At 64.1% G+C, this 14,283-nt stretch carries 12 protein-coding genes; all 12 read left to right on the forward strand.

What is annotated here, in order from left to right; all coding sequences use genetic code 11:
• The first annotated feature begins 4 nt into the window (after window positions 1-4).
• The 12 genes from KW846_RS18705 (at window position 5) to KW846_RS18760 (ending at window position 14,102) form a co-directional block, all read left to right on the forward strand.
• Entirely contained in the window at window positions 5-1,597 is a 1,593-nt protein-coding gene (locus KW846_RS18705; protein ID WP_218484158.1) for a Wzz/FepE/Etk N-terminal domain-containing protein, read from the forward strand.
• On the forward strand, window positions 1,594-2,688 hold the full coding sequence (locus tag KW846_RS18710; protein WP_218484161.1) for a glycosyltransferase family 4 protein: 1,095 nt from the start codon (window positions 1,594-1,596) through the stop codon (window positions 2,686-2,688). Before KW846_RS18705 ends, KW846_RS18710 begins: the two co-directional genes overlap by 4 nt.
• The gene (locus KW846_RS18715) at window positions 2,685-4,052 is read left to right on the forward strand and encodes an O-antigen ligase family protein (RefSeq protein ID WP_218484163.1); all 1,368 of its coding nucleotides are present in this window, start codon (window positions 2,685-2,687) and stop codon (window positions 4,050-4,052) included. The genes KW846_RS18710 and KW846_RS18715 overlap by 4 nt, the downstream gene beginning before the upstream one ends.
• Window positions 4,049-5,017, forward strand: a complete 969-nt coding sequence (locus tag KW846_RS18720; protein WP_218484165.1) for a glycosyltransferase family 2 protein — start codon at window positions 4,049-4,051, stop codon at window positions 5,015-5,017. The genes KW846_RS18715 and KW846_RS18720 overlap by 4 nt, the downstream gene beginning before the upstream one ends.
• Window positions 5,010-6,146 carry a glycosyltransferase gene (locus tag KW846_RS18725; protein ID WP_218484168.1) on the forward strand — a complete coding sequence of 379 codons (1,137 nt, stop codon included), beginning with the start codon at window positions 5,010-5,012 and terminating at the stop codon, window positions 6,144-6,146. The genes KW846_RS18720 and KW846_RS18725 overlap by 8 nt, the downstream gene beginning before the upstream one ends.
• A gap of 12 nt (window positions 6,147-6,158) precedes the next feature.
• Complete coding sequence (locus tag KW846_RS18730) at window positions 6,159-7,160, forward strand: polysaccharide deacetylase family protein (RefSeq protein WP_218484170.1); 1,002 nt, start codon at window positions 6,159-6,161, stop codon at window positions 7,158-7,160.
• Entirely contained in the window at window positions 7,157-8,461 is a 1,305-nt protein-coding gene (locus tag KW846_RS18735) for a lipopolysaccharide biosynthesis protein (protein WP_007973813.1), read from the forward strand. The genes KW846_RS18730 and KW846_RS18735 overlap by 4 nt, the downstream gene beginning before the upstream one ends.
• A complete protein-coding gene (locus tag KW846_RS18740; RefSeq protein ID WP_218484172.1) occupies window positions 8,458-10,377 on the forward strand; it encodes a hypothetical protein in 1,920 nt (639 codons plus the stop codon). Before KW846_RS18735 ends, KW846_RS18740 begins: the two co-directional genes overlap by 4 nt.
• An 87-nt stretch (window positions 10,378-10,464) precedes the next feature.
• Window positions 10,465-11,154, forward strand: a complete 690-nt coding sequence (locus KW846_RS18745; RefSeq protein WP_116581604.1) for an N-acetyltransferase — start codon at window positions 10,465-10,467, stop codon at window positions 11,152-11,154.
• A 4-nt stretch (window positions 11,155-11,158) separates the two neighbouring features.
• Window positions 11,159-12,370, forward strand: coding sequence for a GNAT family N-acetyltransferase (locus KW846_RS18750; RefSeq protein ID WP_218484174.1), 1,212 nt, complete (start codon window positions 11,159-11,161; stop codon window positions 12,368-12,370).
• Window positions 12,342-13,100, forward strand: a complete 759-nt coding sequence (locus KW846_RS18755; RefSeq protein ID WP_116581602.1) for a ChbG/HpnK family deacetylase — start codon at window positions 12,342-12,344, stop codon at window positions 13,098-13,100. Before KW846_RS18750 ends, KW846_RS18755 begins: the two co-directional genes overlap by 29 nt.
• Window positions 13,101-13,406: 306 nt before the next feature.
• A complete protein-coding gene (locus KW846_RS18760; RefSeq protein WP_116581601.1) occupies window positions 13,407-14,102 on the forward strand; it encodes an N-acetyltransferase in 696 nt (231 codons plus the stop codon).
• Window positions 14,103-14,283: the final 181 nt, after the last annotated feature.

The raw sequence follows: 14,283 nt of genomic DNA on the forward strand, positions 1-14,283 counted from the left end.
CGCCATGAATCCAAAGGAAAACTACCTGCATGAGTTCTTCAGGATCTTCTTCGCCAACAAGCAGTTGGTGAAACGAGTATTCCTGGTCTTTGCAGTGATCGCCGTGGTCTTGCCGCTGATGCTCAAGCAGAGCTTCGATATCACCGCCCAGGTGATCGTGCAGTCCAAGAAACTCTCCCAGGGGGATGCCACCAGCACCCTCAACCAGGAGAACGCGTCCTTCATTCCGCCGTCGCTGGCGGACATGGAGACCGAAAGCAATATCCTGCGTTCGCCGGCCTTGATCCGCCAGACCATCGGTCAGTTGCGCGAAAAGGGTGAATACACACCGCCCGTGAGCGTCTTCAACAAAGTGCTGGTGCAGCCGTTCAAACGCTTTGTCAGCAATCCCGTTCGCGAGCAAGTGATCAACCCCCTTCGCAACATGCTGGGGCTGCAGACCGATCCGGTACGCGACACCGAGCTCGATGTGCTCACCCAGGAAGCGTCCGACGCCCTCAAGGTGGAAACCTTGCCGGGCTCCAACGTGATCTCGATCGTCTACAGCTTCCCTGACCCGGCCCAGGGCACCCGCTTCGTCGCCGCCCTGCTGCAGAACTACCTGGTCAACCGCCAGGAAATGCAATCGATCGACCTGCCGCAGAGCTTCTACGAAACCAAGAAGTTGCAGTACCAAGTGCGTCTCGATGGCCTGGAAGCCAACCGCCTGGCCTTGCTCGAAAGCATCGGCTCGTCCGATCCCAAGGAAGAAATCACCTTTCGCCTCAACGCGATCAACACCGAGGAGCAGGCGCTCAACCTGTATCAGGACCGGTTGCTGCAAAGCCAGCGCTGGCTCGAATACCTGAAAACCAACCTGGCCACCGCCAACAACGCCAGGTTCAACGACTACACCTTTCCCTACACCTTCACCACCACGGTCGACAACGTCGCTTTCGAAGACCGCGAGATCAAGCAATTGGGTGAGCAACTGACAACCCTGGTCAGCCGCTACATGAGCGACCTGGCGATCTTTCAGCCCGGCAGCGAACCGATGCTGCTGGCACGAGAGCAAATCACCCGCACCCGTGGGCAGTTCTTGAAGATTGTCAGCAACCGGATTCAGGAGCGCACCAGCGACCTGGCGACGATCAGTTCGGTCATCGACCAGAAAACCGCGCGCATTGCCGAGTTCAAGAACCGCATCCACCAGTTGCAGGAAACCCAGAGCAAGCTGCGGCAGATGGACACCGAGATCGATGCGTTGCATGCGGCGTTCTCCACCTATGCCCAGCGCTTCGCCGAAAGCAGCACCGCGCGCGCGCTGGACAACGACCTGTCCAACGCCCGGGTGCTCAGCCCGCCGTTCGAACCGACCGAAGCGGCGTTCCCCAAACCGCTGCTGATCATTCCGTTCGGGCTGTTCACCGGTCTGCTGCTGGCGATTGCCCTGGTCTACGTGCGTGAGTTCTTCGACCACCGCTTCAAGCACCCTGCGCAAATCACCCATGAACTGGGCTTGCCGGTGCTGCTGGTGCTCAACGACCAAAGCACCCTGCCGAACAATCCGCACAGGAACTGGAGCGTTCCGGCCCTCGTGCATTGGGTGCGCAATTGAACGCGGCGCTCGGCACCCCCCGCGACCTGCCGATCATTCATTTGCTCAGCAGCGGCGGCTTCTATGGGGCCGAGCGGATGCTGCTGGACCATTGCCTGGCGACGCCGGGGCAGCACCAGGTGCTGTTTCTCGATGCGCCGCCAGAGCTGATCGCGCGTTTTCGCCAGGCCGGTGTCGATTGCCTGGGCTGCGCGGGCCTGGGCGCGTTGCTGGGGCATTTGCGTCAGCGTCGGGACCGGCGGCCACTGATCAATACGCACAACTTCAAGGGCCTGCTGTTCGGCTGGGTCGGCGCCACGCTGTTGCGCCTGCCCCTGGTAATCACCCAGCACGGCTTTACCCCGCGCAGCCGCAAGCAGAAGTTCTACACCTGGCTGAGCCTGCAACTGTGTCGCACGGCTTCGGTGGACCGGGTGGTGTGTGTCGCCGAAAGCATCGCGGCGCTGCATCGCCAGGCCAACGTGCGCACGGACAAGTTGCAGGTGATCCCCAACGGCCTGCCGACGGCCTGCGACCTGCTGCCGCACAGCGGCGCACGTCAACGCTGGCTGGCCGGTTACGTCGGGCGCCTGAGCAGTGAAAAAGGCCCGGACCTGTTTCTCGATGCGCTGATCCCGTTGTGTCAGCAGTATCCGCAACTGGATGCGGTGATGCTCGGCGACGGGCCGGAGCGGGAAAGCCTGCAGGCGCGCATCGACGAGGCCGGCATGCAGGCACGCATCACGTTGCCGGGCTACCAGACCGACATGCGCGTCTGGTGGCGGCAACTCGATGCGCTGGTGATCAGCTCGCGCACCGAAGGCACGCCGATGATTCTGCTCGAAGCGATGCAGGCCGGCGTGCCGGTGGTGGCCTTTGGCGTCGGCGGGATTCCCGATGTCCTGCAGGACCGCCACAACGGCCTGCTTGCCGCGCCCACCGACAGCGCCGCCCTCGCCCGCCAGATCGGCACGCTGGTGCGGGACCCGGCACTGGCCGGCGAGTTGATCGACAACGCAAAACGTACGCAACGGGATCGCTACGACCTCAAGGCCCTGGCCGAACGCTGGTCGCAGCTTTACATCCGCACTGCACGGGAGGCACGCGCGTGATCTTTCCGCTCTCGATCGTCAGTTTGCTCGGCCTGGTCTGCCTCGGTTTGCTGGCCAGCCCTTATCCGTATCTGGCGCCGGGCGCGGTGCTGGGCCTGGTGGGTGTCGCGGTGCTGTACCGCAAGCCTGCCTGGGGCCTGCTGGGCATTGTCGCCATCCTGCCGTTCGAGGGTCTGTTCAAGGACAACGCGTTATCGGGCTCCAAATTCCTCGGGGCCTCGCTGGCGCTGATCCTGATGCTGCAACTGGCGATTCGGCAACTGCCGGCCGATCGCCTGCGCAGCAATATCTGGCACTTGCTGGTCGGTTTCATGCTGCTGTACCTGCTCAGTCTGTTGAACACCGACGACATGGGCATCTCCCTGGGCCACCTGCGCGAATTGAGCGTCGGCCTGATTCTGTTTGTCATCACCCTGCTGGTGGCGCGTGAGTTGAACCTCGACATGTTCGCCCGACTGGTCGCCATCAGTGTCGCGGTGACCTGCGCCATGGCCATGTTCTCCACCAAATACCAGGACGCCGGCCGTGCCTCCGGGCTGCTCAAGGACCCGAACAACTTTGCCCTGCTGATCGCCTTTGCCGTGCCCATGGCGCTGTTGCTGGTGGTGCGCAGCCCGAACCTGTTGCAGCGGTTGTTCTGGGGGGGCTGCACCCTCCTGTTGCTGGGCGGCATGACCAAGACCGATTCCCGTTCGGGGCTGGTGGTGTTGTTCCTCAGCCTGTTGATCGGTGCGTGGCATTACCGTGCGCAATTGCCACGCATTCGCCCGCGCCACCTGGGCTTTGCCATGCTCGGCCTGGCGATTGTGATTCCGCTGGGGTTGTATGCGATGCCGGCCGGTTACGTGGCGCGCATCCAGTCGCTGAGCATCCTCAGTTCCGGGGCCAAGAGCCAGGACCCGTCCCTGGGCCGTCGCGCCTCCTACATTGTGGTCGGCAGCGCGATGATCGCCGAGAACCCCTTGCTCGGCACCGGCCCCGGCACCTTCCCGCTGCATTACGCCACCACCGGTTACGCCAAGGCCTTTTCCATCAAGGGCGAGACGCAAGACCTGTACCGGCGCGCCCACAACACCTACCTGGAAATCTTCAGTGAACTGGGGATTCCCGCCGGCCTGATGTTCGTCGGTATGCTCGCCCTGGGCTTGTACAACCTGATTCGCGCCCGCCGGGCCTGGCTGTTGCGGGGGGACGCAGCGCGAGCCGATGTGATGACCCACCTGAGCATGAGTTTTCTGTCGTTGACCTTGTTCCTGATGTTCCTCAGCGCACCGAACCACAAGTACCTATGGATCATGCTCGCGTTGACCAGCGTACTGCGCACCAAGGCCGAAGAAGCCCCGTTGACGGAGGTCAGGGCATGAACCGCATCAGTATCGTCATCCCGATGTACAACGAAGCCCGGCACATCGCCCGGACCCTGTTCGCGGCACAACATGCCGCCGATGCGGCCAAGGTGCAATGCGAGTTGATCGTGGTCGACAACGGCTCCGACGACCAGGGCCCGCACATCGCCCGGGAGTTCGGCGCCCAGGTGCTGGTCCTGCCAGGCCTGCTCATCGGCGCATTGCGCAATCGCGGCGCGGCGATCGCCCGGGGTGAATGGCTGGCCTTTATCGATGCCGACATCGAGATGCCGGAGAACTGGTTCAAGCTGCTGTTCGACCTCGAATCCGCCGGCCAGGCCGATGTCATGGGGCTTGACCTGCACACCCCGGCCGAAGCGCCGTGGTACGCCGATGCCTGGCAGCGCCGCACTTTGCACCCCGATTCGCAGCCGTTGCATGTCGTGCAATGGCTGCCCAGTTCCAATCTGCTGATGCGCCGTCGCTGGTTCGACAAGGTTGGCGGTTTCAATGAACAACTGCGCACCGGCGAGGACAAGGAACTGACCATGCGCCTGGCCGATGCGGGCGCCAAGCTGCGCTCGGTGAACCGGAGCGTGGCGCTGCACTGGGGCTACGAAGGCAGTTGGCGCGAATGGATGGGCAAGGAGCTGTGGCGCCAGGGCAGTCATCTGCAACTGCTGCGCACCCATGGCCCGAGCCTGCGCCTGCTGCGTTTTCCGCTGCTGTCGATGGCCGCCTGGGGGATCGACTTCCTGGCCATTTCCGCCCTGTTCGACGGCTTCCCCCACCATGCGGTGCTGATGCTGTTACTGACCGTCCTGCCCGCCCTGGGCCTGAGCCTGCGCCAGAGTGCCAAACACCACGACATGCGCCTGACCCTGCAACTCTGGGGCCTGCACTGGGTGCGCCTGCACCTGGCGGGCGCCGGATTCATCCTCAGCCTTTGTCATTGGAATGCCAGGAGGCCCGCCCGTGGCTGAATTCATTTTCTGGTTGTGCCTGTTGCTGCCGGTCTACGCCTACCTCGGCTATCCCCTGTTACTGACGTTGCTGGCCCCCTTTTATCGGGCACCGCGTCATGGACCGGCGCAACCGATGGACGTGAGCATCGTGATTGCCGCACATAACGAGGCGCGGCATATCGAGAAAAAACTGCGCACCGTGCTGGCCCAGGATTACCAGGCCCGCTCGCTGCACATCATCCTCGCCAGTGACGGTTCGACCGACGACACCGTGGCCTGCGCCCGCAGGGTCGATGATCCGCGCATCAGCGTGCTCGACCTGCCCCGCCAGGGCAAGGCGGCGACGCTCAATGCCGGGGTCGCGATCAGCAGCGGCGAGATCCTGGTGTTCACCGACGCCGACAACCAATGGTCCAGCGACACCCTCGGCCATCTGCTCGCACCGCTCGACGACCCGCAGGTCGGTGGCTGCGCCGGGCACATGGTGATCCCGGTGACCGGCAAGGGCCTGAGCATTGGCGACAGCCTGTATCGGCATTATGAAGGCTGGCTGCGCTACGTGGAAAATCGCACCGGTTGCATGGTCTCCGCCGACGGCGCCTTGCTCGCCCTGCGCCGCGAGTTGTTCCAGAACGTGCCGACGGAGGTCAACGACGACTTCTTTATCAGCACCTGCGCCCCGGCGGCCTTCAAAAAGATTGTCTACGTGCCCCAGGCCCAGGTGATCGACCAGGGCGTGGACGAAGCCGACAAGCAGTTCCGCCGCCGTCAGCGGGTCACGGTCGGTGGCCTGCAAAGCCTGGCCCAGCGCCGCGCGCTGCTCAATCCGCTGACCCACGGCCTGTATGCGATTGCCCTGATCAGCCACAAGCTGATCCGGCGACTGGCGCCGATCCTGTTGCTGCCGTTGCTGCTGAGCAATTTCTGGCTGTGGGAAGACCACGGCTTCTATCGCCTTAGCCTGATCGCGCAACTGCTCGGCTACACGGTGGCCATTGCCGGCCTGCTGGATTCGCAACACCGCTTGCCCAAACCCTTTCGCCTCGCTGCGTTCCTTCTGGTGACCCTTGCCGGTATGAGCATTGGCCTGTGGCAGTTCCTGCGCGGTCAGCGTTACGCCCAATGGAACCCCGAGCAAAATCGATAAGAGGCGCGTGCCATGGCGATCAAGCAATTGTTAAAACGCACCAGTGGCTGGCTGTACCTCAATTCCCCGGTCGGGCGCAATCGACTGCACGGCGCCGGGGTGATCCTGATGCTGCACCGGGTGCTGGCCAGCGACCGGGCCGCCGCATTGCCCCACCGCAATGAACTGTGCGTCGGGCCAAAGGCGTTTGAACACCTGCTGCTGTGGTTGAAGAAACACTTCGACTGCGTGCCGCTGATGGACATCCTGCAACCCGGCACGCCACGCTCGGAACGGCCGAAAGTGACGCTGACCTTCGACGACGGCTGGCGCGACAACGCGGTGAATGCTTTTCCGTTGCTGCGGGAATACCAGGTGCCGGCGAGCATTTTCCTGTCCACCGATTTCATCGGCAGCCGCCAGCGGTTCTGGTGGGAAAGCATCGGCGAAACCCTGTGGAACAGCCATGGCGAACAGGCACGCCGGCACCTGATCGAACGCTTGCAGCTCGCGGGGCGTCCGCTGCCGGCACTGTGCGATGACCCGCACGAGCAGCGCCGCAGCCTGGCGTTGCTGAATTTCCTGCAGAGCCTGAAGACCCTGTCGCCACCGGACCTCAATCGCCTGACCGACGACTGCCCGCAGGAGTCGTTGCCCCAGGCGCTGGACTGGCAGCAGGTGCGTACGCTCGAAGCGTCCGGCCTGGTGCGCTTCGGCCCCCACGGTGCCAGCCACGCGATCCTCACCGGTCTCGACGATCAACGCCTGGACGAAGAACTGAGCCGCAGTCGCGACGCGCTGCTGCACGGTTGTAACCGGCCGCTGCCCGTCTATTGCTACCCCAATGGCGACAACGATGCACGGGTGCGCCAACAGGTGGCCAGGCAAGGCTTCCCGTTTGCCCTGGGCACCGGCACCGGCCTTTATCGCGGGGCCGAAGATCCGCTGGCCCTGCCGCGCTTCGGCGTCAGCCAGCGTACCGCACGCAATCCCGAGCTGCTGTCCTGGCGCATCTACCGTGGGGCACGTCCATGAGTCGCAGCCACTACCTCAAGCATCTGGCCCTGAGCATGGGCACCAAACTGGCGATGATCGCCTTGCGCCTGCTGCGCAACGTGCTGCTGGCGCGGATTCTCGGCCCCAGCGAGCGCGGCCTGTTTGCCTTGCTCAGCACCCTGCCCGACCTGATCAGCGCGGCCACCAGCGGCGGCTTGAACTCCGCGGTGGGTTATCAGGCGGCCAAGCAACGACCGATGGGCTTGCTGCTCAGCCAGGTGCTGGTGTTCGGTTGCCTGCTGGCGGCGTTGCTGACCCTGCTGGTGGTGGCGCTGACCCGCGAGTTCGGCAGTGAGCTGGACATCACCACGCAATTGGGCCTGCTCGCCTGGCTGTTGCTGCTGGCGGTGCCGCTGACGGTGCTCAAAAGCGGTTTGCTGACCTTGCACAACGCCTCGGGCGGCGTGGTCGCCTTCAATGCCTTGCGCCTGATCGAATCGCTGGCGCCGCTGTTGCTGTTCCTCGCCTTGTTCTGGATGTGGCAAAGCGCGGCGCTGGAAGCGGCGCTGATCAGCTGGCTGGCGGGCATCAGCCTGGTGGTGCTGGTCGGCTGGGTGTGGCTCAAGCGCAACCAGCCACTGACCCTGCAATGGGACCGCGCCAGCCAGAACGAACTGCTGCGCTACAGCGCCCGCAGCCATCCGGACCTGCTGTTCCAGCAAGTGATCCTGCGCTCCGACTACCTGTTCATCGGCGCCCTGCTCGGCAGCACCGCGCTGGGTCACTACGCCATGGCCAGCGCCGCCGCCGAGTTGTTGCTGATCGTCCCGGAAGCGGTCACCACGCCGCTGATGAAACGCCTGCTGCAACAGGAAGAAGGCATCGACAAAGTCACGCCGCTGGCCTTGCGCCTGACAGCCACGGTGATGCTCGGCGCCTGCCTGAGCATGGCGCTGATCGGTGAATGGCTGATCGTCACGCTGTTCGGCGTGGCCTACCAACCGGCCTATCCGGCATTGCTCGCCCTGCTACCGGGCCTGCTCGGGCTGTGCTACGCGAGCATCCTGCGCCTGGACTTGCTGGGCAAGAATCGCCCGGGATCGATTTCGTTGTTGATGGGCCTCGGTGCCCTGCTCAACCTGGCGCTGAACCTGGTGCTGATCCCGGCCTATGGCATCGTCGGTGCGGCAGCGGCCTCGTCCATCGCCTACCTGGCAGTGACGGTCGCCCTGCTGGTGATGTATTGCCGCCTGAGCCAGGTGCCGCTCTGGCAAACCCTGATCATCCTGCCCAGCGATATCGCGCCGATGCTGCTGGTGCTGCAACGGAAGTCGGCATGAAGTATTTCGCGCTGCTGGTGAGCCTTGGCCTGAGCGTCGACGTCTATGCCGGGCCGATGCGCTGGGCCGATATCCGCGACGGCAGCCTGTACCTGCAAACGGATCGCCCCGACACCCTGAACGTGCAATGGGTGCCGGCGTGGCAGGCCGGGGCCAACGAAGAACATCTGTATCTGCTTGATGGCCAGGGCCGGCTTGCGGGCGAACGAGCGATTGCCGCCGCCGAGACCCAGGGCAGCCAGCGCTGGCCACTGACACCGGGTGCCAGCAGTTATCGCCTGGAGATTCCGGGCTACAGTTTCCGCCGCTACCGCGTGGAACACGATGAGCGCACGGTGGCGCTGTTCGCACCGGCCAAGGTGCATTTCAGCGCGGAAACCCGTGACGGCGACGAGCTGTATTTCAAGGTCGCGGCCGGGGAGCACGCCGTCCTCGCCGGCAAGTTCCACGATGGCGTCCAAGCCCTGCAAGCCCAGCGCGTGGGCGACGGCAAGCAACTGACGTTGCCCCTCAAGCCCTACCGCGCCTATTGGCAATTCGACCAGGCCGAGCTGCCGGTCGCCGACAGCGATCAGGTTTGGCGCCTGCGCCTGCAAGGCAGCGGCAAGGCGGCGTTCTGGCTCGATGGCACGGCCAATCTGTTCGCGCAGAATCCGCAACAGCTCAAGCCGCTGCGCGAGGACGATGGCCGGACCCGGTTGACCCTGCACAAGGACCTGCTCGGCAACACGCCGGACCTGGGCATCGCCCTGCCCTACGTGATGCCCCCACCCGCCAGCTTTGCCGTGCTCGATGCGCTCAAACCGCAGGCGGCGACCTACTACAGCCTCGTCGACATCATGGCCACGCGGCCGCACTACGAAGACGCGTTCCGTCGCCTGTACCAGGAGCGGTTCGGCATCACGAAGGACATCACCCTGTTGGCCGGCAGCCAGCGCCAGGCCGAACTGCGCGCCGACAGCACCAGCCATGGCGGCCTCGAGGCCTGGCTGGCCGCGACCCGTGCCTTGGGCGGCAAAGGCACGCACTACATCGGCTTTGCCGACGAGCCGAACCTCAATTACCCGGACTACGCCAGTTTCCAGACCCAGTTCGACAGCATGGCCCGGCAGGTACGCGGCAACCCCGACAATGCCAGGGCCGGTGTGCGCATCGCCATCCCGGCCAGCTCGCGTTTTATCAACGGGCCGCTGTCTGAATACGCCGGCGAGCGGCGCGGCATCGATTGGGCCCGGCGCCTGCTCAAAGACAACGGCGAGCAGGTTGACGCCCTGGCCTGGCACGAATGGATGATCCGCGACCTGCTCGCGACCCGTGTCTACCGCGACAGCGTGCGCCGTGCCGCCGAACTGGTGGGGCTCGACGCTCAGGGGCGGCCGCGCAAGGCCTTGTTGCTCGACCAGACCAACATGTCCAGCGGTGCCAGCCTCAGCCCTTACGATCAGGAAACCCACTACGCCTCGCTGTGGTGGGCCTCGGTGGTGATCAACGCGTCCCAGGACGGCCTGCTCGACATGCTCGGCTGGTTCCAGGCCGCGGACGAGCCCGAGTACCCCAAGGGCATGCTGCGGGTGCTCGGCGATGATCGTTTCGAACTCAAACCCGTCGGCCTGGCCCAGCAGTTCATCCGGCAACACTGGCTGAGCCAGGTGGTGCGCCTGGACAACGATGCCTTCGAAGTCGATGCGCTGGCCATGGCCGACGACCTCAAGCGCACGCTGCTGGGGGTGAACAAGGGCACGCGTTTGCAGCGTGTCGACCTCAGCGGTGTGGCCTGCCCGCTGGGCAAGGGCGCCCTGCGTTACTTCGGTGCCGACAATCGCAGCCGCGACGCGCCCTTCAACTGCCGGGACGGTCGCGTGAGCTTCGAGCTGCCCGGGCAAACCCTGTTCGCCCTCAGCTGGATTGCCTCATGACCGCCCCGCTTGTGCTTGGCCGTGTCGGCATTTCGCCGCGCGCAGGAATCTCTCCACTCACGGGCAATCCCGTCAGGAGCCAACAACATGAGTGCAATGCACAAACTCAGCGAACACATCAAGCAAAGAGGCCTGAGTGCCACCCTGAAAAAAGCCTGGAAGCACTACGTGTTTTCCCACCAGGAACTGCTGTGGATGGAGCGGGACCTGGTCAGCCCGGTGCCACCGCACAAACTCAAGGCCTACCCGCCGCTGCGGGTCGCGAGCATCACCCCGGAGAACGCCGTGGCCTTCACCCGTCACTTTGGCGACCGGGTCGAGACCATGGCCGAACTGGCCCGCGAGGGCTACACCGGGCAAATGCACCTGGACGACAAGGGTGACGCGGTGGCGTTCATCTGGGGGGCCGCCCGCAACTATCACGACAAGCACTACTACGGTTGCTGGTTCCCGGTGCAGCCAGGGGAATTCTTCGAGTTCGGTGGCGAGCTGGCCAGGGCCTACTGGGGTACCCGGCTGTCGATGGACCTGCAAACCGAGCTGTGGAAAGCCATGCACGCCCAGGGCTGCAACAAGGTGGTGGACGTGTGCGAGTGGCATAACATCCCGGCACTCAAGCTGCATATTCGCACCGGCTACAGCGAACAGGGACGGATCACCAACGTCTACGAACTGTTTGGCCGTTGGCGTTTCTTCCGCGAAACACGCTACACCGGCTCGCGCCTGGAAACCTTGCGCAAACCTGTGCGTGAACCTGCCACCGCCGAGGCGACGTGATCCCATGACGCTACGATTCGAATGGCACACGTCGTTGTGCACCCACGACTTTCCCGCGGCGGCTTACGAAGCGTTGCGTCAGTGCGTGACGGACCACACGCCGTTCAACACCCTGGCCTGGCTATGCGCATCAGAACAGGCACTCAAACCCGGCGAGCGGTTGCACGTGCTGCTCGGCTGGCGGGGTGACGAACTGGCGCTGTGCCTGCCGCTGGTGGCGTCCGTGGAGCGCTTTGCGCGTGTGCCCTTTCGGGTCCTGCATCATTTGGGCTTCCCCCTCGCCGACCGCCTCGCGCTGCTGACCAGGCTGGACGGCGACGCTTTTGGCAAGGCGCTGACGCAGATCCGCCAGCGCCTGCCCCATGCCCTGCTGCAATTGAATGAACTGGCCGGTGCCACGGCCCAGGCCCTGGCACCGTGGCAGGCGCTCAGCTCGACCGCCGAACAACGCCTGAGCTGTCGGGTGCCGGTGCATCTGATCAGCGAGGCCGACCATCAGGAAGTCTCCGGCGATCCGCGCTACAAGCTGCGCCGCGCACGCAAACGCATCGCCGCCTGTGGCGCCCGGGTACGGCGAATTACCCCCGACGCGCTGACCATGGGGCCGCTGTTGCAGGAAATCAGTGAAGTCGAAGCCGTGAGCTGGAAAGGCGATGAAGGGGTCGGGATCTTTTCCGATGCACGCCATCGCCAGTGGATGGACCGCGCCTTCACCGCACTGGCCGCCCGCGGCCTGGTGCGCGTGGTGGTGCTGGAACTTGAGGGGCGCTGCATCAGCTATCGCCTCGGCTTGCTGGAACAGGGTCGGCTGTACGACTACAACCTGGCGTTCCTGCCGCAATATGCCGATCTGGGCAGCGGCCGGGTGCTGCTCGAAGAGTGGATTCGCTGGGGCCTGGAAGACCACTGGCAGTGGATCGATGCATCACGGGTCAGCCTGGAAAACTCCAGCCATCAACTGCACGAACGCATGACCGGGCAACTGGAACACTGGCGCTGGAGTTTTTACTCCTGGCGCCCGAGCGGTCTGGTGCTGGGGCTGGCCTTGCGGGTCTGGCAACGCTTCAAACCCCGATGGCAGCAATGGCGTGCCCGGCAAGTAGCGGCTGCAGTCGCCACCCCGGCGCCTGTCGCGACACCGGCTGTCAAAACACCTGCGCCCACGGAAAAACTCAAGGAGGCCGAACATGCCCCGGCAAGTGATAGTCAACGCTGACGACTTCGGCCTCAGCGCCTGCGAAAACGCGGTGATCCTCGGCGCGTTCCAGGCCGGGCTCATCAGCTCCGCCACCGCCATGGCCAACATGCCGGCGTTCGAAGCGGCCTGCGTCCTGGCCCGGCACCCGTTGCTCGAAGGTCGCATCGGCCTGCACTTCAACCTGACCTACGGCCGCCCGTTGAGCCAGAGCATTGTGCAGCGCCCGACCTTTTGCGACGGCGCCGGCGTGTTCGACCTCAACCTGCGCCGCACCCGCCTCTGGCTCGGGCGCCGGGATCGCCACGCCGTGCTCGAAGAACTTGAAGCGCAGTGGCAACGCTGCCTGGACAACGGCTTGCGCCCCAGTCACCTGGACTCCCATCAACACGTGCACAACATCTGGCCGATCGGTGAGATCGTCGCGCGCTTCGCCGCCCGCCAGGGGGTGCCCGTGCGTCTGGCGCGCAACCTGGGGCAAAACCTCAGCCTGCCCAAACGCGTGTTCAAGGACCTGCTCAACCGTCGCCTGAGCCACCTGGCCGGCGCCACCGCCAACTACGTGTGTACCCCGGTGGATCTGCGCAACGGCGCGCCGCCGCCCGACGGACTGCTGGAAATCGTCGCCCACCCGAACCGCCTCGGCGCCGACTTCGGTGATGCCTACCTGGAACCGGGAGAGTCCTTGAGTGCGTTGCTGGAACAGCGTTTGCCGGGTGTGCCGCGGGTGGCCTATACCGCTCTGGAGTAACACCGCCCCCCTGTGGGAGCGGGCTTGCTCGCGAAGGCGTCAGTTCAGGCACCCATGATGTCGCCTGACACTGCGCCTTCGCGAGCAAGCCCGCTCCCACAGGTTGTACACCTTTCAATCGGCTGTTTTTTCCTCGCGAACACGTCCGGGACGAGCAGCTTTTTGACGCCTGAAAACCGTGTCAACACTGAAACACAACTTGAAATACATTGATGGCGAGGACATGGCCATGCAATTGCCATTAGTGATCTATACCCATCACTGCCTTCACCACACACCACCAATCCTCGGTTAAAGGAGGGATTCATGAGCGTACTCGACAAGCTTCACGAACACATCAAGCGCAAGGGCCTGGGTCGCACGTTCAGTACGCTGTGGAAGCGCTATGTGTTCTTCCACTGGGAGTTGCTGTGGATGGAGCGCGACCTGGTCAGCCCGGTACCGCCGCACAAGCTGCGGCCCTATTCTCCCGTGCGCCAGGTGACCATCACCCCGCAGAACGCCACGGCGTTTGCCAAGCACTTCGGCGACCGCGTCGGGACCATGGCCGAGCTCGCCGCCGAAGGTCATACCGGGCATATGTACCTGGATGACGAAGGCCATGCGATCGGTTTCATCTGGGGCAGCACCCGGGACTATTTCGACCGTCACTATTACGGCTGCTGGTTCCCGGTCAAGGAAGGCGAGTTCTTCGAATTCGGCGGCGAAATGACCCGCGCCTACTTCGGCACCCGCCTGTCCGTGGATGTCCAGGTGGCCCTCTGGGAAGCCATGGCGCTGCAAGGCTGCAACAAGGTGGTGGACGTCTGCGAGACCCACAACATCCCGGCGCTGAAACTGCACATCCGCATGGGCTACCAGGAACAGGGCCGCGTCACCCACGTCTACGGCCTGTTCGGCCGCTGGCGTTTCTTCCGCGAAACCCGCTACAGCGGCTCACGCCTGGATCCGCTGCGCAAACCGGGGCGGCCGGTGGTGACACAGGCGCAGGCCGAGGCTTGATTCCGGGGTTATCCGCTTTACCGCGTCGTCCCCATCGCGAGCAGGCTCGCTCCCACATTTGATCTGTGTCGTTCACAAATCCGGTGTGGGAGCGGGCTTGCTCGCGAAGGAGTCGCCTACATCTTCCTCAGAAAAAAACCAGCTGATCGCGGAAATGTCTGACTGCTCATCTGTATCCATT

The sequence above is a fragment of the Pseudomonas sp. PDM32 genome (assembly GCF_019219225.1).
Taxonomy (GTDB): domain Bacteria; phylum Pseudomonadota; class Gammaproteobacteria; order Pseudomonadales; family Pseudomonadaceae; genus Aquipseudomonas; species Aquipseudomonas laurylsulfatiphila.